The organism is Streptomyces griseus subsp. griseus (genome assembly GCF_003610995.1).
In the GTDB taxonomy this organism is placed as follows: domain Bacteria; phylum Actinomycetota; class Actinomycetes; order Streptomycetales; family Streptomycetaceae; genus Streptomyces.
The window spans coordinates 4,540,383-4,565,508 of sequence record NZ_CP032543.1 but is presented as its reverse complement, the minus strand read 5'-3'; the positions used below and the strand labels follow the sequence as shown (position 1 = coordinate 4,565,508).

Sequence of the window (25,126 nt, the reverse complement as noted above, 5' to 3'; positions counted from 1 at the left end):
GGCTACTTACCAGCCTTTCCGACCTTGCGGCGGATGACCTCGCCCGCGTACTTGACGCCCTTGGCCTTGTACGGGTCGGGCTTCCGCAGCTTGCGGATGTTGGCGGCTACCTCGCCGACCTTCTGCTTGTCGATGCCCTCGACGCTGAGCTTCGTGGGCGACTCGACCTTGAAGGTGATGCCTTCCGGAGCCTCGATGAGGATCGGGTGGCTGTAGCCCAGGGCGAACTCCAGGTTGGAGCCCTTCGCCTGGACGCGGTAACCGACACCGCTGATCTCGAGCGCCTTGCTGTAACCCGTGGTCACACCGGTGATCATGTTCGCCACCAGCGTGCGGGACAGGCCGTGGAGGGCCTTGTTCTGACGCTCGTCGTTCGGGCGGGAGACGTTGAGCACGCCGTCCTCACCCTTGGAGACCTCGATCGGCGCGGCGACGGTGTGCGTGAGGGAGCCCTTGGGGCCCTTCACGGCGACCGTACGGCCATCGATGGTGACGTCCACACCGGCGGGAACCTGGATGGGGAGCTTGCCGATTCGCGACATGAGCTTTCCTTCCTTTCCCGACTACCAGACGTAGGCGAGGACTTCCCCACCTACGCCCTTCTTGCCTGCCTGCTGGCCGGTCAGGAGGCCGTGGGACGTGGAGATGATCGCCACGCCCAGACCGCCGAGGACCTTCGGCAGGTTGGTGGACTTTGCGTATACACGCAGACCCGGCTTCGAGATCCGCTTGATGCCGGCGATCGAGCGCTCGCGGTTCGGGCCGAACTTCAGCTCGAGGACGAGGTTCTTGCCGACCTCGGCGTCCTCGACCTTCCAGCCGGTGATGAAGCCCTCCTGCTGGAGGATCTCCGCGATGTGCGACTTGATCTTGCTGTGCGGCATCGAGACATCGTCGTGATATGCCGAGTTCGCGTTACGCAGACGCGTGAGCATGTCTGCGATGGGATCAGTCATGGTCATGAGTTGGCCTTCGGCCTCTCTCGCCGGGGTTTCCTGTATGCGCCATCCCTCTCCCCACTCAGTGGCGGGACGGGTGCGGTGCGGGGACCTACGGCGTAGTAAGTCGGTCGTGGGCGGCAGGCGCCCAACCCTTCAAGCCTACGGCATGAAAGGACGGGCTCCTGCCGACCCAGATGCTTACCGAGAGTCTCCAGAACTTCCCTTCGCCCTAGGGCGGAGGAGAGTTACCAGGAGCTCTTGGTCACGCCCGGCAGCTCGCCACGGTGAGCCATCTCACGAAGGCACACGCGGCACAGGCCGAACTTGCGGTAGACGGAGTGGGGCCGGCCGCAGCGCTGGCAGCGGGTGTACCCGCGAACGCCGAACTTCGGCTTACGGGCGGCCTTAGCGATCAGAGCCTTCTTCGCCACGGTCAGTTCTCCTTGAACGGGAAGCCGAGGTGACGAAGGAGGGCACGACCCTCGTCGTCGTTGGTCGCCGTGGTGACCACGGTGATGTCCATGCCCCGGACCCGGTCGATCTTGTCCTGGTCGATCTCGTGGAACATGACCTGCTCCGTGAGACCGAAGGTGTAGTTGCCACGGCCGTCGAACTGCTTCGGCGACAGGCCACGGAAGTCACGGATACGCGGCAGCGCGAGCGACAGCGTACGGTCCAGGAACTCCCACATCCGGTCACCGCGGAGGGTGACGTGGCAGCCGATCGGCTGGCCCTCGCGCAGCTTGAACTGCGCGATGGACTTGCGGGCCTTGGTGACGGCCGGCTTCTGGCCGGTGATCGTGGTGAGGTCCTTGACGGCACCGTCGATCAGCTTGGAGTCGCGGGCGGCGTCGCCCACACCCATGTTGACCACGATCTTGACCAGACCGGGAACCTGCATGACGTTCTCGTACGAGAACTCCTCACGCAGCTTGCCGGCGATTTCCTCGCGGTAGCGCGTCTTGAGACGCGGCGCAGTGGTGGCAGTCATCAGATGTCCTCACCGGTCCGCTTGGCAACGCGGATCTTGTTGCCCTCGTCGTCAAAGCGGTAGCCGACGCGGGTGACAACCTTGTTGCCGTCCTTCTCCACGACCAGCTGAACGTTGCTGACGTGGATCGGGGCCTCGGTGGTGACAATGCCACCCGTCTGCGAACCGCGAGCCGTCTGACCGGCCTTGGTGTGCTTCTTGACCCGGTTGACACCCTCGACGAGGACGCGGTCCTGAGCGGGGTAGGCCACGATGACCTTGCCCTGCTTGCCCTTGTCCTTACCGGTGATGACCTGGACCAGGTCGCCCTTCTTGATCTTCATGCTTACAGCACCTCCGGCGCGAGCGAGATGATCTTCATGAACTTCTTCTCGCGCAGCTCCCGGCCCACCGGGCCGAAGATGCGGGTGCCGCGGGGGTCGCCGTCGTTCTTCAGAATGACGGCGGCGTTCTCGTCGAAGCGGATGTACGAGCCATCCTGACGACGACGCTCCTTGACGGTGCGAACGATGACGGCCTTGACGACGTCACCCTTCTTCACGTTGCCACCGGGGATCGCGTCCTTGACGGTGGCGACGATGACGTCACCGATACCCGCGTAGCGGCGACCCGAGCCACCGAGAACACGAATGGTGAGAATTTCCTTCGCACCCGTGTTGTCGGCGACGCGCAGTCGCGACTCCTGCTGGATCACGTCTATCTCCTGATCGTCTGCCGGTTCCCGGCGGGTGCCTCTCCGTATGACGGGAGAGGCACCTCACCGAGCCTGGCGGAACTGACCTGAGGGGAATGCCCCTCAGGAATTACTTGGCCTTCTCGAGGATCTCGACGATGCGCCAGCGCTTCGAGGCCGACAGCGGACGCGTCTCCATGATGATGACGCGGTCGCCGACGCCCGCAGAGTTCTGCTCGTCGTGCGCCTTGAGCTTGTTCGTACGGCGGATGACCTTGCCGTACAGCGCGTGCTTGACGCGGTCCTCGACAGCGACGACGACGGTCTTGTCCATCTTGTCGCTGACGACGAGACCCTCACGGGTCTTGCGGAAGCCGCGGTCGGTCTTGCTGGTCTCAGTCACAGTCTTCTCGCTCATCAGACGCTCTCCACCGTCTCGATGCCCAGCTCGCGCTCGCGCATCAGGGTGTAGATCCGGGCGATGTCCTTACGGACGGACTTGAGCCGGCCGTGGTTCTCGAGCTGGCCCGTCGCCGCCTGGAAGCGGAGGTTGAACAGCTCTTCCTTGGCTTCGCGGAGCTTGTTGAGGAGCTCCTCGTCGCCCAGCTCGCGCAGCTCGGACGCCTTGGTACCGGCCGACATCACGACTCACCTGCCTCGCGCCGAACGATCCGGCACTTCATCGGAAGCTTGTGAGCAGCGCGGGTGAGCGCCTCACGAGCAATCTTCTCGTTCGGGTAGGACAGCTCGAACATCACCCGACCCGGCTTGACGTTCGCGATCCACCACTCGGGAGAACCCTTACCGGAACCCATGCGGGTCTCGGCCGGCTTCTTCGTCAGGGGACGGTCCGGGTAGATGTTGATCCAGACCTTGCCGCCACGCTTGATGTGACGGGTCATCGCGATACGAGCGGACTCGATCTGACGGTTCGTCACGTACGCCGGGGTCAGCGCCTGGATGCCGTACTCGCCGAACGCAACCTGCGTGCCACCCTTGGACATACCGCTGCGCTTCGGGTGGTGCTGCTTGCGGTGCTTGACCCTACGGGGGATCAGCATTTCGGTCAGGCCTCCGTTCCGGTGCTCTCAGCAGCCGGAGCAGCGGCGGCGGGGGCGTCGGCCTTGGGGGCCTCGGCTGCCGGCGACTGCTGCGGCTTACGGCCGCGACCGCCACGCTCGCCACCACGGCCGCCACCACGGCCGGCCGGGCGGTCGGTGCCGCCACGAGCCGGACGGTTGCCGGCGCGGGCCGCGGCGTTCTCGGCGCGAACCTCGGCGATGTTCTTGACGTCGCCCTTGTAGATCCAGACCTTCACGCCGATGCGGCCGAAGGTCGTCTTGGCCTCGAAGAAGCCGTAGTCGACGTTCGCGCGGAGCGTGTGCAGGGGCACGCGGCCCTCGCGGTAGAACTCCGAGCGGGACATCTCGGCGCCGCCGAGGCGACCGCCGCACTGGATCTTGATGCCCTTGGCGCCGGCCTTCATCGAGCTCTGCATGCTCTTACGCATGGCACGACGGAAGGAGACGCGGGAGGAGAGCTGCTCGGCGACGGCCTGGGCCACCAGCTGAGCGTCCACCTCGGGGTTCTTGACCTCGAGGATGTTCAGCTGGACCTGCTTGCCGGTCAGCTTCTCCAGCTCGCCGCGGATGCGATCGGCCTCGGCGCCACGGCGACCGATGACGATGCCCGGACGGGCGGTGTGGATGTCAACGCGGACGCGGTCGCGGGTGCGCTCGATCTCCACCTTGGAGATGCCGGCCCGCTCCATGCCCTTCGTCATCATGCGACGAATGGCGACGTCTTCCTTGACGTAGTCCTTGTACAGCTTGTCGGCGTACCAGCGGGACTTGAAGTCCGTGGTGATGCCGAGCCGGAACCCGTGCGGGTTTACCTTCTGGCCCATTACCGGGTTCCTTCCTTGCTGCTGACGACCACGGTGATGTGGCTGGTCCGCTTACGGATCCGGTAGGCACGGCCCTGGGCACGCGGACGGAACCGCTTCAGGGTCGGGCCCTCGTCCACGTACGCCTCGCTGATGACCAGCGAAGAGGCGTCGGTGTGGTCGTAGTTGTGTGCGGCGTTGGCAATGGCGCTGTCCAGCACCTTGCCAACCGGCACGCTCGCGGCCTGCGGGGCGAAACGCAGGACCGCCTGAGCCTCCGTGGCATCCATGCCACGGATGAGGTCCACCACTCGGCGGGCCTTCATGGGCGTGACGCGGATGTACCGCGCCTGGGCCCTGGCTTCCATGGTTGTCCCTTCGGTGTAAGTCATAGTCGTTTCCACCCCGCGCTAGCGGCGCTTCGACTTCCGGTCGTCCTTGACGTGGCCGCGGAAGGTGCGAGTCGGCGAGAACTCGCCGAGCTTGTGGCCGACCATCGACTCGGTGACGAACACCGGGACGTGGATCTTGCCGTTGTGCACCGCGATGGTGTGACCCAGCATGGCCGGGACGATCATCGAGCGACGGGACCAGGTCTTGATGACGTTCTTGGTGCCTGCCTCGTTCTGTACGTCCACCTTCTTGATGAGGTGGCCGTCGACGAAGGGCCCCTTCTTGAGACTGCGCGGCATCTAAACCCGCTCCTAGCGCTTCTTGTTCGTCTTGCGGCGGCGGACGATGTACTTGTTGCTCGCCTTCTTGGGAGAACGAGTACGACCCTCCTTCTGACCCCACGGCGAGACCGGGTGACGACCACCGGAGGTCTTGCCTTCACCACCACCGTGCGGGTGGTCAACCGGGTTCATCGCGACACCGCGGACGGTCGGGCGGACGCCCTTCCAGCGCATGCGGCCGGCCTTGCCCCAGTTGATGTTCGACTGCTCGGCGTTGCCGACCTCACCGATCGTCGCGCGGCAGCGCGCGTCGACCAGGCGGATCTCACCCGACGGCATACGAAGGTGGGCCATGGTGCCCTCCTTCGCCAGCAGCTGCACGGAGGCACCCGCGGAACGGGCGAACTTCGCGCCGCCGCCGGGCCGCAGCTCGATGGCGTGGATGGTCGTACCGACCGGGATGTTGCGCAGCGCCAGGTTGTTGCCCGGCTTGATGTCGGCGCCCGGACCGTTCTCGACACGGTCACCCTGCGACAGGCCACGGGGAGCGACGATGTAACGCTTCTCGCCGTCCGCGTAGTGCAGCAGCGCGATGCGCGCGGTGCGGTTGGGGTCGTACTCGATGTGCGCGACCTTGGCCGGCACGCCGTCCTTGTCGTGACGACGGAAGTCGATCACGCGGTAGGCGCGCTTGTGGCCACCACCCTGGTGGCGAACGGTCACACGACCGGCGTTGTTACGGCCGCCCTTGCTGTGCAGAGGGCGGACCAGCGACTTCTCCGGCGTGGACCGCGTGATCTCGACAAAGTCGGCGACGCTGGAGCCACGACGGCCCGGGGTCGTCGGCTTGTACTTGCGGATACCCATTTCTCAGTCCTCGTCCGATTCCGGACGACTCGGCCTCCGTTAGGAGGTCGGGCCGCCGAAGATGTCGATACGGTCGCCCTCGGCGAGGGTCACGATGGCGCGCTTCGTGTCGGAGCGCTTGCCGAAGCCGGTCTTGGTGCGCTTGCGCTTACCCTGCCGGTTGATCGTGTTGACCCCGGTGACCTTGACCGAGAAGACCGCTTCCACGGCCTGCTTGATCTGGGTCTTGTTGGAGCCCGGCGCGACGATGAAGGTGTACTTGTTCTCGTCGAGCAGCGCGTAGCTCTTCTCGGAGACCACGGGCCTGACGAGAACGTCACGCGGGTCCGAGTACGTCTTGCTGGTAACGGTCGCCTCGCTCATCAGGCGTCGCTCCCTTCGGTCTCAGCGGTCTGGGGGCCAGACACGAAGGACTCGAAAGCGGCCTGGGTGAAGACCACGTCGTCAGAGACGATCACGTCGTACGTGTTGAGCTGGCCCGGCTCCAGGATGTGCACCTGGGGCAGGTTGCGCGCGGACAGCCACGCGGCCTCGTCGGCGCGGTCGACGACCAGGAGCAGGTTCTGGCGCTCCGAGATCTTGCCGAGCAGCGTCTTGGCGGCCTTCGTGGAGGCGGCACCCTCGACCACGCCGGTGACGACGTGGATACGGGAGTGACGGGCCCGGTCCGAGAGGGCACCGCGCAGGGCGGCGGCCTTCATCTTCTTCGGGGTCCGCTGCGAGTAGTCACGCGGCTGCGGGCCGTGGACGACGCCACCACCGGCGAACTGCGGGGCGCGGGTCGAACCCTGACGGGCGCGGCCGGTGCCCTTCTGGCGGTAAGGCTTCTTGCCACCACCGCGGACTTCGCCGCGGCGCTTGGTCTTGTGCGTGCCCTGACGGGCAGCCGCCAGCTGGGCGACAACGACCTGGTGGATCAGCGGAACGCTGGTCTTCGCGTCGAAGATCTCCGCGGGGAGGTCGACGGTACCGGCCTTGTCGCCTGCCGGCGAAAGGATGTCAATGGTGCTCATTACCTCAAGCCCCCTTGGCCGCGGTACGGACCAGGACGAGGCCGCCGTTCGGACCGGGGACCGCGCCCTTGATGAGGAGCAGACCCTTCTCCGCGTCAACCGCGTGGATGGTCAGGTTCTGGGTGGTGACGCGCTCGTTACCCATGCGGCCCGCCATGCGCATGCCCTTGAAGACACGCCCAGGGGTGGCGCAGCCACCGATGGAACCGGGGGAACGGTGCTTGCGCTGGGTGCCGTGCCCGGCGCCGAGGCCCTTGAAGTTGTGACGCTTCATGACACCGGCGAAGCCCTTGCCCTTGCTCTTGCCCGTGACGTCGACCTTGACGCCGGACTCGAACACCTCGGCAGTGACCTCCTGGCCCAGCGTGTACTCGCTGGCGTCAGGGGTGCGGAGCTCCACCAGGTGGCGGCGCGGGGTGACGTCGGCCTTGGCGAAGTGACCCTTGAGGGGCTTGTTCACCTTGCGCGGGTCGATCTCGCCGAAGGCGATCTGGACCGCTTCGTAGCCGTCGCTGTCGTTGGTGCGAACCTGCGTCACGACGCACGGCCCGGCCTTGACGACGGTCACCGGGACGACCCGGTTGTTCTCGTCCCAGACCTGGGTCATGCCGAGCTTCTCGCCCAGGACGCCCTTGATGTTCTTGCTCATCTCGGCCCGTCCCCTCAGAGCTTGATCTCGATGTCGACGCCCGCCGGGAGGTCGAGGCGCATCAGCGAGTCAACCGTCTTCGGCGTGGGGTCGAGGATGTCGATGAGGCGCTTGTGCGTGCGCATCTCGAAGTGCTCGCGAGAGTCCTTGTACTTGTGCGGCGACTTGATGACGCAGTACACGTTCTTCTCAGTGGGCAGCGGCACCGGGCCCGCGACCGACGCACCAGTGCGGGTCACCGTCTCGACGATCTTCTTCGCCGAGGAGTCGATGACCTCGTGGTCGTAGGCCTTGAGCCGGATGCGGATCTTCTGTCCCGCCATGGCTACTAGTAGTCCTGTCTCTCGTAACGCTCTGGAACCCAGGGGTTCTCTGGACTCCTCCTCCGACCCACGCGGTCGGGCGTGTCGCATCCCCTCTACGAAAATCTCCCGAAAGAGATCCCAACCAAGGGGGTGCGGGCCCTGAGACCGCGGAACCGGGGGCGGAACACCCACCGGGTGCCTGGCCGGCGCCCTGCGTTGCTTCCCGGAAGATTCCCGTACGTCCGGCCCGTACAGGGCCGACGAGTACTGTGGGACTCGCTTCCGGTCCTCCCGGCGGGAGGCGCGCAGCATTGACACTCAACCGAGCAACCTGGTCAGTGTGCCATACGGGGCGCGGGCCTGGCCAATCGAGTCGGGAATCCTACCCCGCGCGAGCGAGTGCTCAAACGCAGGCGCGCATCCGGCGGTACCGGGCCCCTGACAGAATCCGGCCATGCCGACCAACACCCTGCCGCACTGGACCCTGCGCCCCGCCCTCCCCGAGGACGTCGAGGCCGTCGCCGAGCTGCGGGCGGTCGTCATGCGCCCCGACCTGGAGCGGCTGGGGCGGTACGACGAACACCGGGTACGGCAGCGGCTGCGGGACGCGTACCTGCCCGCGCACACCTCGGTCCTGGAGACCCCCGACGGCTTCGCGGGGTGCGTCACGCTGCGGCCGGCCGGGGACTGCTGGTGGCTGGAGAACTTCCTTCTCTCCCCCGGACTCCAGGGCCGCGGCGTCGGTTCGGCCGTGCTGCGCGGACTCCTGGACCGTGCAGACGCCGAGCGGATGCCCGTACGGCTGAACGTGCTCCGGGGGAGCGCCGCGCGGCGGCTGTACGAGCGGCACGGGTTCGCGCTGGAGCGGGAGGACCGGGTCGACGTGTTCCTGGTGCGCGAGCCCACCCCCTGACCGGGCAACCTCCGCGCCGCGCTCCCCGTCTATCCCCTCGCGGGTACGGCTTGACCAGCCGCTGACCTGAGCGAAGAGCCGGGAGTACGCAGGACAGGGCGACCGTTCGCCCGCTGCGGGGGAAGCGGGAGCGGACGGAGTGCGTGGCGTGGTGGATCGATCTGTCCTGTCCCGGATACGGCTGCCCCGGCGCACGCTCCTCCTCACGGCCACCGCGACCGCCGCGCTCGCCGGATGTGCCGTACCGGCACCGAGGCGCCGGGGGCCGGTGCCGGACCCGGCGCCGGGGCTGGCCATAGCGTCCACCCGGCGCGCGCGGATCATGCAGCTGCTGGCCCACCCGGACGACGACCTGTACTTCATGAACCCGGACACCCGGCAGTGCCTGGACGCCGGGACCCCGCTGGTCTGCGTCTATCTGACCGCGGGCGAGGCGGACGGCGTCAACAGGATCCCGGGCGCACCCCGCCCGGCCCCGGACCGGGCCGCGTACTCCTCCTCCCGCCACCAGGGCCTGCGCCAGGCGTACGCCGAGCTCCTCGGCCTCGACCGCTTCACGCCCTGGGAGAAGTCGGTGCTCCCCCTGCACGGCGGCCACCGGGCCGAGCTGAACGTCCTGGTCCATGGGGCGCGCCGGGTCGAGTTGGTCTTCCTCAACACCGCGATGCACACCGGCCGGGGGCGTCTCGGGCTCCCGAGCCTCTGGCAGGACCGGCGGCTGGTGCTGCGTACCGTCGTGGCCGACAACTCCCCGCTGGGCAGGGCCGGTTCGTATACGTACGACGGTCTCGTCGATGTCCTCACCGGGCTGCTGGAGCGGTACCGGCCCACCCTCGTGCACACCCTGGACCCCGACCCGGACCTCCAGTTCAGCTCCGAGGCGCAGCGGCGCCGGGACAGCGAGCAGCGCGGGTACTCCGACCACGCCGACCACACCGCGACCGGCTGCTTCGCCTGGGCGGCGCTGATCCGCTGGGTGGCGCGGGCGACGGCGGCCGGGGAGCCCGTGCCCGGGTTCACGGTCTCCTCCTTCCGGGGCTACTACAACCGGCACTGGCCCAAGAACCTGCCGCCGAAGGTGCTGGAGCGGAAGGCCGCCCACCTCGTCCCGTACGGCGGCTCCCCCGGCTGGGAGTGCGGCAACCCGTCCGGCTGCGGCGACTACAACGTGGGCGGCGACCGGCCCCTGACCAACCCCAAGGGCTGGGTCCGCTCCACCCACCACCGCTATCCGGGCCCCCGCCCGGCCCTCGCCTCCGGGTCGGACGGCCGGCTCACCGCGTACGGGGTGCTGGGGCTGCGCGCCGTGCGGTGGCGCGAGAACGCACCCGGCAGCGGGGTCTGGGACGCGCCCGACGACCTCGGCGGCGGCCCGCTCGCGCCGGTGCTGGGCTCGGCGGTGACGGCGGACGGGCGGCACATGCTGTTCGGGCTGCGGTTCGCTGCGCTCGGCGGGCACGGCTCGGAGAACGAGCGCGAGATCGTGGTGCTGGAGCAGCGCTCGCCGGGCGGCCCGTTCCGCGCCTGGCGGGGGCTCGGCAACCCCGCCACCGGCCGCGACCACGGGCGCCGCATCGGCGTGCCGGTCGCCGTGACCGCGCCGGACGGCCGCGTCCACCTCTTCGTACGGAACGCGGAGAAGGGGCTGAGCACCCGGGTGCGCGACGCGGGCACCGGGCGCTGGGGCGGCTGGCGTGACCTGGGCGGCGGTGAGGTGCAGGACGGGCTGACGGCGGTCGCGGACGCGGCGGGGCGGGTGCATGTGTACGCCGCCGGGCACCACGCCGTGCACCACTGGACGCAGGACGCCCCGGGTGGTGAGGTCACCGCCCGTCCCCAGCTCGCCGATGGACCGGTCCCCTCCCACGCACCGGCCGCCGTGCCCGCGCCGGACGGATCGGTGGACCTCTACTACCGGGCCGCCGCCCGCGCCGCGCTCACCACCGTGACCGGCTCGGGCTCCCCCGCCCCGCACTTCGACGGCTACGGCCCGGTGGCCGCCGCACCCGCTCCCCGGGGCCCGGTCCTGCTCGGCCGCACCGCCGAGGGCGCGCTCCACCTCCGTACCGCCGGCTCCACCGCCGTACGCTCACGGGGGACCGTCGCCCTGGACGGGGCCGCGCTCCACCTCGGGGCGGACGGGGCGCCCACCGTCGTGGGGTTCGGGCCGGACGCGGCGCCGTGGATCTGGCGTCCCGTGGGCGCCGCGTAGGGGCATCGGAGCCGGCATCCGGTGGCACCACCCAGGGGTGTTCGACGCCTCCGTGGCGCTACCTAAGGTTCGCCACCCCATAACGCGGCGTTATGGGAAAGCGTTAGTACCCCGCGGATGGGTTCTTCGGCACTCTGGGGCCGTCAACCCCCACAAACACGCCCCTCAGCGTGCTCCCCGAAATGAGGAACCATGCGAATAGCAAGGCTAGTTCCCGCTGCCCTCGCCGCCGCGGCCACCGTCCTCGCTCTTCTCAGCCCCGCCGCCACCGCCGCCCCGCAGCCCCCGCTCCAGGACGCCCCGCCCCCGACCACGCAGATCATCGGCGGCGGCCAGGCGTCCAACGCCCCCTGGGCCGCGCGGCTCTTCTCCCAGGGCAGAGAGACCTGTTCGGCGACGATCATCGCGCCGACCTGGATCCTCACCGCCAAGCACTGCGTCACCGGCGGCGGCCTGTCGTTCCGCATCGGCAGCCTCGACCAGCACAGCGGCGGCGTGGTCGCCAACGGCACCCAGACCTACACCCACAGCTCGGACCTGGCGCTGGTCCGCCTGGACCGCTCCGTGCAGACGACCTACTCCCGCCTGGGCAACCCCGGTTCGGTGAGCGTCGGCCAGAGCGTCCAGGTCTGGGGCTGGGGCGCCACCTCGCAGTGCGGCTCGGAGGCCAACTGCCAGTCCCGCTACCTGAAGGTCGCCAACGTGACCGTGACCGGCGGCTGCGGTGACGCGTACGGCGGCTCGGCGATCTGCGCCCGCCGCGGCAACGGCATCACCGCCGGCGGTGACTCCGGCGGCCCGATGACGGCCAACGGCATCCAGGTCGGCGTGGCCTCCACCAGCGACCGGCAGACCACGACGGCGTACACGAACGTCACCGCGTACCGCTCCTGGATCCAGTCCGTCGCGGGCGTCTGACCGACCGCCACCCCCTGGGACGGCGGGCACCTGACCGACCCGCCGTCCCTCTGAAACGTAGGGCCCCCTTACCTCTCCGCCCTGAGGTACCGGGGCCCTACATCCATGAGAGGGGCCGGGGCCTTCGCCCTGACGGCCGCCGTGCCGTCCACCGGTGTCCTGGCGCCCCGCCCGTAGCGCGAAGGCCACCTCCGTACCCCTGAGGCTTTCGGACATGGCGAAGGGCCCCGCTCCTCTTGCGAGGGGCGGGGCCCTTCTTGCAGCTCAGTGAGCCACCAGGTCCAAGGACCAAGCAGAAACTACTTGATGATCTTGGTGACCTGGCCGGCGCCCACGGTCCGGCCACCCTCACGGATGGCGAACTTCAGGCCCTCTTCCATGGCGACCGGCTGGATCAGCGCGACGTCCATGAGGGTGTTGTCACCCGGCATGACCATCTCGGTGCCCTCGGGGAGGGTCACAACGCCCGTCACGTCCGTGGTACGGAAGTAGAACTGCGGGCGGTAGTTGTTGAAGAACGGGGTGTGACGGCCACCCTCGTCCTTCGACAGGATGTAGGACTGCGCCTGGAACTCGGTGTGCGGCGTGACCGAACCCGGCTTGATGATGACCTGGCCGCGCTCGACGTCCTCGCGCTTGATGCCACGGAGGAGGAGACCGACGTTCTCACCGGCCTGGCCCTCGTCGAGGAGCTTGCGGAACATCTCGATGCCGGTGACCGTGGTGGTGGTCTTCTCGGTCTTGATACCGACGATGTCGACGGTCTCGTTGACCTTGAGGACACCACGCTCGATGCGGCCGGTGACGACCGTACCGCGACCGGTGATCGTGAAGACGTCCTCGATCGGCATGAGGAACGGCTTCTCGACGTCACGCTCGGGCTGCGGGATGGACTCGTCCACGGCGGCCATCAGGTTCAGGACCGACTGGCCCCACTCCTTGTCGCCCTCGAGAGCCTTGAGCGCCGAGACGCGCACGACCGGGAGGTCGTCGCCCGGGAACTCGTACTCGGAGAGGAGCTCACGGACCTCGAGCTCGACGAGCTCCATGATCTCCTCGTCGTCCACCATGTCGGCCTTGTTCAGGGCGACGACGATGTACGGAACGCCGACCTGGCGGGCCAGGAGCACGTGCTCCTTGGTCTGCGGCATCGGGCCGTCGGTGGCGGCGACGACGAGGATGGCGCCGTCCATCTGCGCCGCACCCGTGATCATGTTCTTGATGTAGTCGGCGTGACCCGGGCAGTCGACGTGCGCGTAGTGACGCGACTCCGTCTGGTACTCGACGTGCGCGATGGAGATGGTGATACCGCGCTGGCGCTCTTCGGGAGCCTTGTCGATCTGGTCGAAGGCCGAGGCCTCGTTCAGGTCCGGGTACGCGTCGTGCAGCACCTTGGTAATGGCGGCCGTGAGGGTCGTCTTACCGTGGTCGATGTGACCGATGGTGCCGATGTTGACGTGCGGCTTAGTCCGCTCGAACTTTGCCTTCGCCACTGGGGTCCTCCTGAGTGGTTCTGTACGCCTTGCTTCATCGGCGCCAGGTGATCTTTGCTGGGGTGCCGGCGCCGGGGGCATGCGGCACAGTGCTTGCGCGCTGTGCCGCATGCCCGCCCGGCTCCGGTGACAAGCCTAAAGCGTGAGCTCGGGAGAGTTACTCGCCCTTGGCCTTCGCGATGATCTCCTCGGCGACGTTCCGCGGAACCTCGGCGTAGGAGTCGAACTGCATCGAGTAGCTTGCGCGACCCGAGGTCTTGCTGCGGAGGTCTCCGACGTAGCCGAACATCTCCGAGAGGGGCACGAGGCCCTTCACGACGCGAGCGCCGCTGCGCTCCTCCATGGCCTGGATCTGGCCACGGCGGGAGTTGAGGTCGCCGATGACATCGCCCATGTAGTCCTCGGGCGTGGTGACCTCGACGGCCATCATCGGCTCAAGGAGCACGGGAGAGGCCTTGCGGGCACCCTCCTTGAACGCCTGCGAACCGGCGATCTTGAAGGCGAGCTCCGAGGAGTCGACCTCGTGGTAACCACCGTCGAGAAGGGTGACGCGGACGCCGACCATCTCGTAACCGGCCAGGATGCCGAACTGCATGGCTTCCTGGGCACCCGCGTCCACCGAGGGAATGTACTCACGGGGGATGCGGCCACCGGTGACCTTGTTGACGAACTCGTAGGACGCGTCGCCACCCTCGATGGGCTCAAGGGCGATCTGGACCTTCGCGAACTGACCGGTACCACCGGTCTGCTTCTTGTGCGTGAAGTCGATGCGCTCGACGGCCTTGCGGATCGTCTCGCGGTACGCGACCTGCGGCTTGCCGACGTTCGCCTCGACGCGGAACTCGCGCTTCATGCGGTCGACGAGCACCTCGAGGTGAAGCTCGCCCATACCACCGATGATGGTCTGGCCGGTCTCCTCGTCGGAGTGCACCTGGAAGGAGGGGTCCTCCTCGGAGAGGCGCTGGATGGCGACACCCAGCTTCTCCTGGTCACCCTTGGACTTGGGCTCGATGGCGACCTGGATGACCGGCGCCGGGAAGTCCATGGACTCCAGGATGACCGGGTTCTTGTCGTCGCACAGCGTCTCACCGGTGGTGGTCTGCTTCAGGCCCATGACGGCGATGATGTCGCCGGCGCCCACCGACGCGATCTCCTCACGCTTGTTCGCGTGCATGCGGTAGATCTTGCCGATGCGCTCCTTCTTGCCCTTGACGGAGTTCAGCACCGCGGTGCCGGCCTCCAGGCGACCGGAGTAGATCCGGACGAAGGTGAGCTTGCCCAGGTGCGGGTCGCTCGCGATCTTGAACGCCAGGCCGGAGAACGGCTCGTCGTCCGAGGGCTTACGGGCGATGACCTTCTCCGGGTCCTTGACGTCGTGGCCCTCGATGGCCTCGACGTCCAGGGGGGAGGGCAGGTAGCGCACGACCGCGTCGAGCAGGGGCTGGACGCCCTTGTTCTTGAACGCGGTGCCACAGAACACCGGGGTGACGGTGACGGAGTCGGCGCTGCCCTTGGAGGCCAGGGTGATGCGGCGGATCGCCTCGTGCAGCTGCTCCTGGGTGGGCTCGTCGCCCTCCAGGTACAGCTCCATCATGGCGTCGTCGTTCTCGGCGACGGCCTCGAGGAGCTTGCCGCGCCACTCGGCGGCCTGCTCCTGGAGGTTCTCCGGGATGTCGATGACGTTGTACATCTCGCCCTTGGCGGCCTCTTCGGGGTACACGAAGGCCTTCATCGACACGAGGTCGACAACGCCCGTGAAGTCCGCTTCGGCGCCGATGGGGAGCTGCATGACGATCGGGGTCGCGCCGAGGCGCTCCACGATCATGTCGACGCAGCGGAAGAAGTCCGCACCGGTGCGGTCCAGCTTGTTGACGAAGCAGATACGCGGAACGCCGTAGCGGTCCGCCTGACGCCAGACGGTCTCGGACTGCGGCTCGACGCCGGCCACACCGTCGAACACGGTGACAGCGCCGTCGAGGACGCGGAGCGAACGCTCCACCTCGACGGTGAAGTCGACGTGACCCGGGGTGTCGATGATGTTGATGGTGTGGTCAACATCGTTGAGCGGCCAGTGACAGGTCGTCGCGGCAGACGTGATCGTGATGCCGCGCTCCTGCTCCTGCTCCATCCAGTCCATCGTGGCAGCGCCGTCGTGGACTTCACCGATCTTGTAGCTCACACCGGTGTAGAAGAGGATCCGCTCAGTGGTGGTCGTCTTGCCCGCGTCGATGTGGGCCATGATCCCGATGTTGCGGACCTTGGCCAGGTCAAGCGAAGTGGTGGCCATAAGGCTCAATCTTCTCTCGGTCTCGATGGGGTAAGCGACTACCAGCGGTAGTGCGCGAAGGCCTTGTTGGACTCGGCCATCTTGTGGGTGTCCTCGCGCTTCTTGACCGAAGCGCCGAGGCCGTTGGAGGCGTCGAGCAGTTCGTTCATGAGGCGCTCGGTCATGGTCTTCTCGCGGCGGGCGCGGGAGTAACCGACGAGCCAGCGCAGAGCGAGGGTGGAGGCGCGACCGGGCTTGACCTCGATCGGCACCTGGTAGGTGGCGCCACCGACACGGCGGGACTTGACCTCGAGCGAGGGCTTGACGTTCTCAAGCGCGCGCTTCAGCGTGATGACCGGGTCGTTGCCGGTCTTCTCGCGGAGGCCTTCCATGGCGCCGTACACGATCCGCTCGGCGGTGGAACGCTTGCCGTCGAGGAGGATCTTGTTGATCAGCGAGGTGACAAGAGGAGAGCTGTAGACCGGGTCGATGATGACCGGGCGCTTCGGGGCGGGGCCCTTACGAGGCATTCTTACTTCTCCTTCTTGGCGCCGTAGCGGCTGCGGGCCTGCTTGCGGTTCTTGACACCCTGGGTGTCAAGGGAGCCGCGGATGATCTTGTAACGAACACCCGGCAGGTCCTTCACACGGCCACCACGCACGAGCACGATGGAGTGCTCCTGCAGGTTGTGTCCCTCACCCGGGATGTAGGCCGTGACCTCGATGCCGGAGGTCAGACGCACACGCGCGACCTTACGGAGCGCCGAGTTCGGCTTCTTCGGGGTGGTCGTGAACACACGCGTGCAGACACCGCGACGCTGGGGCGAACCCTCGAGCGCGGGCGTCTTGTTCTTCTCGACCTTGTCCTGCCGGCCCTTCCGGACCAGCTGCTGGATCGTAGGCACTACTTCTCCGGTTTCTGTGTGCCGTTCGTGAAACTAACCTGGAACATCACCGACCCACGCGGTCGGGTGTGTCGAATACTGCAGACTCCCGCCCCAAGGGCAGAAGGGCGCAGATTGCGGTGGCTACCGACGGGCTCGCGATGCGGTTGAGGACACGCACCGGAGCCCAGGCACACCCCAGGCACAAGGCTTGAGCGTACCTACCTCACGGACCTGGGTCAAAACAAATGCTGTCCACCCCGACACGCCGGGCCTCGCACGCTTCCGGCCGGAGGCCGTGACCGCCCCTGTCCGGCCCTGCACCAGCGGGCCCGTGCCCCGGGGCCCGCTCTCCCTCGTACGTTCGCGTACCGGGCGCGCAGACCCCCGCAAGGGCGACATCACGCCGAAGGGCGGCCACCCCGCTGCGTACGGGACGGCCGCCCTCAGGCATTCAAGCGACTCGCTTACTGGTTGTACGGACCGTAGTCGTAGTCCTCCAGCGGGACGGCCTGGCCGGAGCCGGTGCCGAACGGCGAGTAGTCGATGTCGTCGTAGCCGACGGCCGAGTACATCGCGGCCTTGGCCTCCTCGGTGGGCTCCACCCGGATGTTGCGGTAGCGGGACAGGCCCGTACCGGCCGGGATGAGCTTACCGATGATGACGTTCTCCTTGAGGCCGATCAGGGAGTCCGACTTGGCGTTGATCGCCGCGTCGGTCAGGACCCTGGTCGTCTCCTGGAAGGACGCCGCCGACAGCCACGACTCGGTGGCCAGCGAGGCCTTGGTGATACCCATCAGCTGCGGACGGCCGGAGGCGGGGTGACCGCCCTCGGTGACCACACGACGGTTCTCGGTCTCGAACTTCGACCGCTCCACCAGCTCGCCCGGAAGCAGCTCCGCGTCGCCGGACTCGATGATCGTCACCCGGCGGAGCATCTGCCGGATGATGATCTCGATGTGCTTGTCGTGGATCGACACGCCCTGCGAGTTGTAGACCTTCTGGACTTCGCCGACCAGGTGGACCTGGACCGCACGCTGGCCGAGGATGCGCAGCACGTCGTGCGGGTTGGTCGCACCGACGGTGAGCTTCTGGCCCACCTCGACCGGGTCGCCCTCGCCCACGAGCAGACGGGCACGCTTCGAGATCGGGAACGCCGTCTCGTCGCTGCCGTCGTCCGGGGTGACGACGAGCTTCTTGGTCTTCTCGGTCTCCTCGATCCGCACGCGGCCCTTGGCCTCGGAGATCGGGGCGACATCCTTCGGCGTACGGGCCTCGAAGAGCTCGACGACTCGGGGCAGACCCTGGGTGATGTCGTCACCGGCCACACCACCGGTGTGGAAGGTACGCATCGTCAGCTGGGTGCCGGGCTCACCGATGGACTGGGCGGCGATGATGCCGACCGCCTCACCGATGTCGACCAGCTTGCCGGTGGCGAGCGAGCGTCCGTAGCAGAAGGCACAGGTGCCGACCGCGGACTCACAGGTCAGGACCGAGCGGGTCTTGACCTCCTCGACGCCGGCGCCCACCAGGGCGTCGATCAGGACGTCACCGAGGTCGACGTTGGCAGGCGCGATGACCTTGCCGTCCACCACGACGTCCTCGGCGAGCATGCGGGCGTAGACCGAGGTCTCGACGTCCTCCGTCTTGCGGAGCACGCCGTCGGCGCCCTTGACGGCGATCTTCAGCTTCAGGCCGCGGTCGGTGCCGCAGTCCTCCTCGCGGATGATCACGTCCTGCGAGACGTCCACCAGACGACGGGTCAGGTAACCCGAGTCGGCGGTACGCAGGGCGGTGTCCGCCAGACCCTTACGGGCACCGTGCGTGGAGATGAAGTACTCCAGAACGGTGAGGCCCTCACGGAAGGACGCCTTGATCGGACGCGGGATGGTCTCGTTCTTCGCGTTCGACACCAGACCACGCATACCGGCGATCTGCCGCATCTGCATCATGTTTCCTCGGGCACCCGAGTCAACCATCATGAAGATGGGGTTGGTCTTGGGGAAGTTCGCGTTCATCGCCTCGGCGACCTCGTTGGTCGCCTTGGTCCAGATCGCGATGAGCTCCTGCGTGCGCTCGTCCTTGGTGATCAGACCGCGCTCGTACTGCTTCTGGACCTTCTCGTCCTGCTCCTCGTACCCCTTGACGATGGCCTTCTTGGCCTCGGGGACGACGATGTCCGCCACGGAGACGGTCACGCCGGAACGGGTGGCCCAGTGGAAGCCCGCCGCCTTCAGGTTGTCGAGCGTCGCCGCCACGATGACCTTGGGGTAGCGCTCGGCCAGGTCGTTGACGATCTCGGAGAGCTGCTTCTTGCCCACCGAGTAGTCGACGAACGGGTAGTCCTCGGGCAGCAGCTCGTTGAAGAGCGCGCGGCCCAGGCTGGTCCGCAGCCGGAAGGTGTCGCCCGGCTGGTACTCCGGCTCGTTCTCCTCGGCGACCGGCGGCACCCAGCCACGCGGCGGCATGGTGCCGACCGGGAAGCGGATGTCGACGGACGACTGGAGCGCCAGCTCGCCGGCGTCGAACGCCATGATCGCCTCGGCCGTGGAACCGAACGCGCGGCCCTCGCCCTTGGTGTCGCGGAGTTCACCGTCGGTGGTGAGGAAGAACAGCCCCAGCACCATGTCCTGGGTCGGCATGGTGACGGGACGGCCGTCGGCCGGCTTCAGGATGTTGTTCGAGGACAGCATCAGGATGCGGGCCTCGGCCTGCGCCTCCGCGGAGAGCGGCAGGTGCACGGCCATCTGGTCACCGTCGAAGTCCGCGTTGAACGCGGTGCAGACGAGCGGGTGGATCTGGATGGCCTTGCCCTCGACCAGCTGCGGCTCGAAGGCCTGGATGCCGAGGCGGTGCAGGGTGGGCGCACGGTTCAGCAGCACCGGGTGCTCGGCGATGACCTCTTCGAGGACGTCGTACACGACGGTGCGGCCACGCTCGACCATGCGCTTGGCCGACTTGATGTTCTGCGCGTGGTTCAGGTCCACCAGGCGCTTCATCACGAACGGCTTGAAGAGCTCCAGCGCCATGGCCTTCGGCAGACCGCACTGGTGCAGCTTGAGCTGCGGACCGACGACGATCACGGAACGCGCGGAGTAGTCCACACGCTTGCCGAGCAGGTTCTGACGGAAGCGGCCCTGCTTGCCCTTGAGCATGTCGGAGAGCGACTTCAGCGGACGGTTGCCGGGGCCCGTGACCGGGCGACCACGACGGCCGTTGTCGAAGAGCGCGTCGACGGCCTCCTGGAGCATGCGCTTCTCGTTGTTCACGATGATCTCGGGCGCACCGAGGTCGAGAAGGCGCTTCAGGCGGTTGTTGCGGTTGATCACACGGCGGTACAGGTCGTTCAGGTCGGAGGTCGCGAAGCGGCCACCGTCCAGCTGCACCATCGGACGCAGGTCCGGCGGGATGACCGGCACGCAGTCCAGCACCATGCCCTTGGGCTTGTTGCTGGTCTGCAGGAACGCGGAGACGACCTTGAGGCGCTTGAGCGCACGGGTCTTCTTCTGGCCCTTGCCGGTACGGATGATCTCGCGGAGGCGCTCGGCCTCCTCGTCGAGGTCGAAGGACTCCAGGCGCTTCTGCAGCGCGGCGGCGCCCATGCAGCCGTCGAAGTACGTGCCGAAGCGGTCACGCAGCTCGCGGTAGAGCAGCTCGTCGCCCTCCAGGTCCTGGACCTTGAGGTTCTTGAAGCGGCTCCACACCTCGTCGAGACGGTCGATCTCGCGCTGCGCACGGTCGCGCAGCTGCTTCATCTCACGCTCGGCACCTTCGCGCACCTTGCGGCGCACGTCGGCCTTGGCGCCCTCGGCCTCCAGCTCGGCCAGGTCGGTCTCGAGCTTCTTGGCGCGGGCCTCCAGGTCGGAGTCGCGGCGGTTCTCGGTCTGCTGACGCTCTACGGAGACGTGCGCCTCCAGGGACGGCAGGTCGCGGGTACGACGCTCCTCGTCCACGAACGTGATCATGTACGCGGCGAAGTAGATGACCTTTTCCAGGTCCTTCGGCGCGAGGTCCAGCAGGTAGCCGAGGCGCGACGGGACGCCCTTGAAGTACCAGATGTGGGTGACGGGAGCGGCCAGCTCGATGTGGCCCATCCGCTCACGACGCACCTTGGCGCGAGTGACCTCGACGCCGCAGCGCTCACAGATGATGCCCTTGAAGCGGACACGCTTGTACTTGCCGCAGTAGCACTCCCAGTCCCGGGTCGGACCGAAGATCTTCTCGCAGAAGAGTCCGTCCTTCTCGGGCTTGAGCGTGCGGTAGTTGATGGTCTCCGGCTTCTTCACTTCGCCGTGGGACCAGGTCCGGATGTCGTCCGCGGTGGCAAGGCCGATCCGCAGCTCGTCGAAGAAGTTGACGTCGAGCACTTGTCGTCAATCCCTCTTTCGGGGGTTCGAGCCCCCTCGCTCGGAAGCGAGAAATCGGGGCACTTCAGCAATGGTCTGAACGGGTCCGGGGAGAGCCGGCCGGATCACAGGGATCCGGCCGGCGAACCCGTCAGACCTCTTCGACGCTGCTCGGCTCTCGCCGGGACAGGTCGATACCGAGCTCCTCCGCTGCGCGGAAGACGTCCTCGTCCGTGTCGCGCATCTCGATGGACATGCCGTCCGAGGAGAGCACCTCCACGTTGAGGCAGAGCGACTGCATTTCCTTGATGAGCACCTTGAAGGACTCGGGGATGCCCGGCTCGGGGATGTTCTCGCCCTTGACGATGGCCTCGTAGACCTTCACGCGGCCGGTCACGTCGTCGGACTTGATCGTCAGCAGCTCCTGGAGGGCGTACGCGGCGCCGTACGCCTCCAGCGCCCACACCTCCATCTCACCGAAGCGCTGTCCACCGAACTGAGCCTTACCGCCCAGCGGCTGCTGGGTGATCATGGAGTACGGACCGGTCGAACGCGCGTGCAGCTTGTCGTCGACCAGGTGGTGGAGCTTGAGGATGTACATGAACCCGACCGAGACCGGGTCCGGGAACGGCTCGCCGGAGCGGCCGTCGAACAGCTTGGCCTTGCCGGAGGGCTGCACCAGGCGGTCACCGTCGCGGTTGGGGATCGTGGCCTCGAAGAGACCGGAGATCTCGTCCTCGCGCGCACCGTCGAAGACGGGCGTGGCGACGTTGGTGCCGGGGGCGACCTGGTCGGCGCCGATGGACTGCAGGCGCTTGGCCCACTCGTCACCGAGGCCGGAGACGTCCCAGCCGCGGCTGGCGAGCCAGCCGAGGTGGATCTCCAGGACCTGTCCCGGGTTCATTCGGGACGGGACACCCAGCGGGTTGAGGATGATGTCGACCGGGGTGCCGTCCTCCAGGAACGGCATGTCCTCGATCGGCAGGATCTTCGAGATGACGCCCTTGTTGCCGTGACGGCCGGCGAGCTTGTCACCATCGGTGATCTTGCGCTTCTGCGCGACGTAGACGCGGACCAGCTGGTTCACGCCCGGCGGCAGCTCGTCGCCCTCTTCGCGGTCGAAGACGCGGACGCCGATGACCTTGCCGATCTCACCGTGCGGCACCTTCAGCGAGGTGTCGCGCACCTCGCGCGCCTTCTCACCGAAGATCGCGCGGAGCAGGCGCTCCTCGGGGGTCAGCTCGGTCTCACCCTTGGGCGTGACCTTGCCGACGAGGATGTCGCCGGCGACGACCTCGGCACCGATACGGATGATGCCGCGCTCGTCGAGGTCGGCGAGGACCTCTTCGGAGACGTTCGGGATGTCCCGGGTGATCTCCTCCGGGCCGAGCTTGGTGTCACGGGCGTCGACCTCGTGCTCCTCGATGTGGATCGAGGAGAGGACGTCGTCCTGCACGAGGCGCTGCGACAGGATGATCGCGTCCTCGTAGTTGTGACCCTCCCACGGCATGAACGCCACGAGGAGGTTCTTGCCGAGGGCCATCTCACCGTTCTCGGTGGCCGGGCCGTCGGCGAGGACCTGGTCGGCGATGATCCGGTCGCCCTCGGAGACGACGACCTTCTGGTTGACCGAGGTGCCCTGGTTGGAGCGCATGAACTTGGCGATGCGGTACGTGGTGTACGTGCCGTCGTCGTTCGTGACGGTGATGTAGTCCGCGGAGACCTCCTGGACCACACCGTCCTTCTCGGCCTTCAGCACGTCACCGGCGTCGGTGGCGCAGCGGTACTCCATACCGGTGCCGACCAGCGGGGCCTCCGACTTGATCAGCGGCACCGCCTGACGCATCATGTTCGCGCCCATGAGGGCACGGTTGGCGTCGTCGTGCTCCAGGAAGGGGATCATCGCGGTCGCGACGGACACCATCTGGCGCGGCGAGACGTCCATGTAGTCGACGTCCGTGCCAGGCACGTAGTCGACCTCTCCGCCACGGCGGCGGACCAGGACGCGGGGCTCGGTGAAGCGCAGCTCGTCGGAGAGGATCGCGTTCGCCTGGGCGATGACGAAGCGGTCCTCCTCGTCGGCCGTGATGTAGTCGACGTCGTCGGTGACCTGGCCGTCGACGACCTTGCGGTACGGCGTCTCGATGAAGCCGAACGCGTTGACGCGGCCGTACGAGGCGAGCGAACCGATCAGGCCGATGTTCGGGCCTTCAGGGGTCTCGATCGGGCACATGCGCCCGTAGTGGGACGGGTGCACGTCACGGACCTCGAAGCCGGCCCGCTCACGGGAGAGACCACCCGGGCCAAGAGCCGACAGGCGGCGCTTGTGGGTGAGGCCCGACAGCGGGTTGTTCTGGTCCATGAACTGCGACAGCTGGCTGGTGCCGAAGAACTCCTTGATGGAGGCGACGACCGGCCGGATGTTGATCAGGGTCTGCGGCGTGATCGCCTCGACGTCCTGGGTCGTCATGCGCTCACGCACGACGCGCTCCATACGCGCCAGGCCCGTACGGACCTGGTTCTGGATGAGCTCGCCGACGTTGCGCAGACGGCGGTTGCCGAAGTGGTCGATGTCGTCGGTCTCGACGACGATCTCCCGGCCGGACTCACCGGTGGTCTCGGTCTCACCGGCGTGCAGCTTGACCAGGTACTTGATGGTCGCGATGACGTCGTCGGTGGTGAGCACCCCGGCGTCCAGCGGCTCATCGGCGCCGAGCTTCTTGTTCACCTTGTAGCGGCCGACCTTCGCGAGGTCGTAGCGCTTCGGGTTGAAGTAGAGGTTCTCGAGCAGCGTCTGAGCGGCCTCGCGCGTCGGCGGCTCGCCCGGGCGCAGCTTGCGGTAGATGTCGAGAAGCGCGTCGTCCTGGCCCTGGGTGTGGTCCTTCTCCAGGGTGGCGCGCATCGACTCGTACTCGCCGAACTCCTCCAGGATCTGCTCGGTGCTCCAGCCGAGCGCCTTGAGGAGGACGGTGACGGACTGCTTGCGCTTGCGGTCGATGCGGACACCGACCATGTCGCGCTTGTCGATCTCCATCTCCAGCCAGGCACCCCGGGACGGGATGATCTTGGCGGAGAAGATGTCCTTGTCGGACGTCTTGTCGATGGAGGAGTCGAAGTAGACACCCGGCGAGCGGACCAGCTGCGACACGACGACACGCTCGGTGCCGTTGATGACGAAGGTGCCCTTGTTGGTCATGAGCGGGAAGTCGCCCATGAAGACCGTCTGGGACTTGATCTCGCCGGTCTCGTTGTTGGTGAACTCGGCCGTGACGAAGAGCGGCGCGGCGAACGTGAAGTCGCGCTCCTTGCACTCGTCGATCGAGTTCTTCGGGGGCTCGAAGCGGTGGTCGCGGAACGTAAGCGACATCGACCCGGAGAAGTCCTCGATCGGTGAGATCTCCTCGAAGATCTCCTCCAGGCCGGACTTGGTGGGGACGTCTTGTCCACTGTCCAGAGCAGCCTCGACGCGAGCCTTCCAGGCGGCGTTGCCGAGGAGCCAGTCAAAGCTCTCGGTCTGCAGCGCGAGGAGGTTCGGAACCTCGAGGGGCTCCTTGATCTTTGCAAAAGAGATGCGCAGCGGGGCGGTGCTGGCACCGTTGTTCGTATTCGCGGTCGAGGCGTTGCGCGAGGCGGCCAAGAGGGGGTCCTTCCGAGGGCTCGGACTCACTACGCGCGTACCGGTCCCACATTGGACACCGAGACACACCGTCCCCGGGTCGACCCGAAGGGCCGGCTCGGAGGGGATCAGTCATCGTTGCTCAAAGCGTGGGTATGCCCCTGGTGACGGGCAGGAGGCAGCTAACAGGCAGCGCAAAGGGTCAGTGTAGCCAAGCGGCACACTGATGTCCAGTCGGGGTTCTCAGAGACCCACGTTGCTCTCAACAGCTGTTCTCAACTACCTGTGTGGTTAGGCCCTCGCGCGGGGTGCGCTCTTCTTTACTGCCCTCTTCACTCTCGATCCATGCCTCGAATACGGATCGAAGTGATGACGCGTCCTGAGAATTGCGCGCCTCGTGCCGTTCGTCAAGGCCCACCGGTCCGAACGGGCCCCCAGGAGCTCTCTCCGGCCGCCTCCGGGAGGCCTTCAGGAGGCCCCT

At 67.2% G+C, this 25,126-nt stretch carries 26 protein-coding genes; 3 read left to right on the top strand and 23 right to left on the bottom strand.

Features of this window, described 5'->3' with window-relative positions:
- Positions 1-2 precede the first annotated feature (2 nt).
- From rplF to rpsJ, 17 genes are all read right to left on the bottom strand, one after another.
- Positions 3-542 (bottom strand): 50S ribosomal protein L6, encoded by a 540-nt coding sequence (rplF, locus tag D6270_RS20710; RefSeq protein WP_093693506.1) that lies wholly within the window; start codon positions 540-542, stop codon positions 3-5.
- 21 nt (positions 543-563) lie between these two features.
- Entirely contained in the window at positions 564-962 is a 399-nt protein-coding gene (gene rpsH / locus D6270_RS20705) for a 30S ribosomal protein S8 (protein WP_007446728.1), read from the bottom strand.
- A gap of 224 nt (positions 963-1,186) precedes the next feature.
- A complete protein-coding gene (locus D6270_RS20695) occupies positions 1,187-1,372 on the bottom strand; it encodes a type Z 30S ribosomal protein S14 (protein ID WP_003948630.1) in 186 nt (61 codons plus the stop codon).
- A gap of 2 nt (positions 1,373-1,374) precedes the next feature.
- A complete protein-coding gene (rplE, locus tag D6270_RS20690; protein ID WP_003966948.1) occupies positions 1,375-1,932 on the bottom strand; it encodes a 50S ribosomal protein L5 in 558 nt (185 codons plus the stop codon).
- Positions 1,932-2,255: a 50S ribosomal protein L24 gene (gene rplX, locus D6270_RS20685; protein ID WP_003966949.1), complete on the bottom strand. Its 324-nt coding sequence runs from the start codon at positions 2,253-2,255 to the stop codon at positions 1,932-1,934. The genes rplE and rplX overlap by 1 nt, the downstream gene beginning before the upstream one ends.
- A gap of 2 nt (positions 2,256-2,257) precedes the next feature.
- Positions 2,258-2,626 (bottom strand): 50S ribosomal protein L14, encoded by a 369-nt coding sequence (gene rplN, locus D6270_RS20680; RefSeq protein WP_003966950.1) that lies wholly within the window; start codon positions 2,624-2,626, stop codon positions 2,258-2,260.
- A gap of 109 nt (positions 2,627-2,735) precedes the next feature.
- A complete protein-coding gene (gene rpsQ, locus D6270_RS20675; RefSeq protein WP_093693505.1) occupies positions 2,736-3,023 on the bottom strand; it encodes a 30S ribosomal protein S17 in 288 nt (95 codons plus the stop codon).
- Entirely contained in the window at positions 3,023-3,247 is a 225-nt protein-coding gene (gene rpmC, locus D6270_RS20670; RefSeq protein WP_015610729.1) for a 50S ribosomal protein L29, read from the bottom strand. The genes rpsQ and rpmC overlap by 1 nt, the downstream gene beginning before the upstream one ends.
- Positions 3,247-3,666, bottom strand: a complete 420-nt coding sequence (rplP, locus tag D6270_RS20665; protein WP_003966953.1) for a 50S ribosomal protein L16 — start codon at positions 3,664-3,666, stop codon at positions 3,247-3,249. Before rplP ends, rpmC begins: the two co-directional genes overlap by 1 nt.
- Before the next feature lie 5 nt (positions 3,667-3,671).
- Positions 3,672-4,511, bottom strand: coding sequence for a 30S ribosomal protein S3 (gene rpsC, locus D6270_RS20660; RefSeq protein WP_018510593.1), 840 nt, complete (start codon positions 4,509-4,511; stop codon positions 3,672-3,674).
- Entirely contained in the window at positions 4,511-4,858 is a 348-nt protein-coding gene (rplV, locus tag D6270_RS20655; RefSeq protein ID WP_004571827.1) for a 50S ribosomal protein L22, read from the bottom strand. The genes rpsC and rplV overlap by 1 nt, the downstream gene beginning before the upstream one ends.
- A gap of 42 nt (positions 4,859-4,900) precedes the next feature.
- Positions 4,901-5,182, bottom strand: coding sequence for a 30S ribosomal protein S19 (rpsS, locus tag D6270_RS20650; protein ID WP_003966956.1), 282 nt, complete (start codon positions 5,180-5,182; stop codon positions 4,901-4,903).
- Between the two features lie 12 nt (positions 5,183-5,194).
- Complete coding sequence (rplB, locus tag D6270_RS20645; protein WP_018510594.1) at positions 5,195-6,031, bottom strand: 50S ribosomal protein L2; 837 nt, start codon at positions 6,029-6,031, stop codon at positions 5,195-5,197.
- A 39-nt stretch (positions 6,032-6,070) separates the two neighbouring features.
- Positions 6,071-6,394 (bottom strand): 50S ribosomal protein L23, encoded by a 324-nt coding sequence (rplW, locus tag D6270_RS20640; protein ID WP_109164103.1) that lies wholly within the window; start codon positions 6,392-6,394, stop codon positions 6,071-6,073.
- Entirely contained in the window at positions 6,394-7,044 is a 651-nt protein-coding gene (gene rplD / locus D6270_RS20635; protein ID WP_003966959.1) for a 50S ribosomal protein L4, read from the bottom strand. Before rplD ends, rplW begins: the two co-directional genes overlap by 1 nt.
- A 4-nt stretch (positions 7,045-7,048) precedes the next feature.
- Positions 7,049-7,693, bottom strand: coding sequence for a 50S ribosomal protein L3 (gene rplC / locus D6270_RS20630; protein ID WP_003966960.1), 645 nt, complete (start codon positions 7,691-7,693; stop codon positions 7,049-7,051).
- Positions 7,694-7,707: 14 nt separating this feature from the next.
- Positions 7,708-8,016 (bottom strand): 30S ribosomal protein S10, encoded by a 309-nt coding sequence (rpsJ, locus tag D6270_RS20625; protein WP_003948644.1) that lies wholly within the window; start codon positions 8,014-8,016, stop codon positions 7,708-7,710.
- 436 nt (positions 8,017-8,452) lie between these two features.
- Between rpsJ and D6270_RS20620 the strand changes: the two genes are divergently transcribed.
- The 3 genes from D6270_RS20620 (at position 8,453) to D6270_RS20610 (ending at position 12,041) form a co-directional block, all read left to right on the top strand.
- Positions 8,453-8,911: a GNAT family N-acetyltransferase gene (locus D6270_RS20620; RefSeq protein WP_109164104.1), complete on the top strand. Its 459-nt coding sequence runs from the start codon at positions 8,453-8,455 to the stop codon at positions 8,909-8,911.
- A gap of 181 nt (positions 8,912-9,092) precedes the next feature.
- Complete coding sequence (locus D6270_RS20615) at positions 9,093-11,123, top strand: PIG-L family deacetylase (protein WP_109167344.1); 2,031 nt, start codon at positions 9,093-9,095, stop codon at positions 11,121-11,123.
- Positions 11,124-11,315: 192 nt separating this feature from the next.
- A complete protein-coding gene (locus tag D6270_RS20610; RefSeq protein WP_109164105.1) occupies positions 11,316-12,041 on the top strand; it encodes a S1 family peptidase in 726 nt (241 codons plus the stop codon).
- Positions 12,042-12,340: 299 nt separating this feature from the next.
- Here the strand turns inward: D6270_RS20610 and tuf are convergent, their stop codons facing one another.
- From tuf to rpoB, 6 genes are all read right to left on the bottom strand, one after another.
- Positions 12,341-13,534 (bottom strand): elongation factor Tu, encoded by a 1,194-nt coding sequence (tuf, locus tag D6270_RS20605; RefSeq protein ID WP_015610719.1) that lies wholly within the window; start codon positions 13,532-13,534, stop codon positions 12,341-12,343.
- A 157-nt stretch (positions 13,535-13,691) separates the two neighbouring features.
- On the bottom strand, positions 13,692-15,821 hold the full coding sequence (gene fusA / locus D6270_RS20600; RefSeq protein WP_109164106.1) for an elongation factor G: 2,130 nt from the start codon (positions 15,819-15,821) through the stop codon (positions 13,692-13,694).
- Positions 15,822-15,859: 38 nt separating this feature from the next.
- Positions 15,860-16,330, bottom strand: a complete 471-nt coding sequence (gene rpsG, locus D6270_RS20595) for a 30S ribosomal protein S7 (protein WP_003966970.1) — start codon at positions 16,328-16,330, stop codon at positions 15,860-15,862.
- A gap of 2 nt (positions 16,331-16,332) precedes the next feature.
- Positions 16,333-16,704 carry a 30S ribosomal protein S12 gene (rpsL, locus tag D6270_RS20590; RefSeq protein WP_003948652.1) on the bottom strand — a complete coding sequence of 124 codons (372 nt, stop codon included), beginning with the start codon at positions 16,702-16,704 and terminating at the stop codon, positions 16,333-16,335.
- A 446-nt stretch (positions 16,705-17,150) separates the two neighbouring features.
- On the bottom strand, positions 17,151-21,050 hold the full coding sequence (locus D6270_RS20585; RefSeq protein WP_151414706.1) for a DNA-directed RNA polymerase subunit beta': 3,900 nt from the start codon (positions 21,048-21,050) through the stop codon (positions 17,151-17,153).
- Positions 21,051-21,180: 130 nt separating this feature from the next.
- Positions 21,181-24,666, bottom strand: a complete 3,486-nt coding sequence (gene rpoB / locus D6270_RS20580) for a DNA-directed RNA polymerase subunit beta (protein ID WP_093693497.1) — start codon at positions 24,664-24,666, stop codon at positions 21,181-21,183.
- Positions 24,667-25,126: the final 460 nt, after the last annotated feature.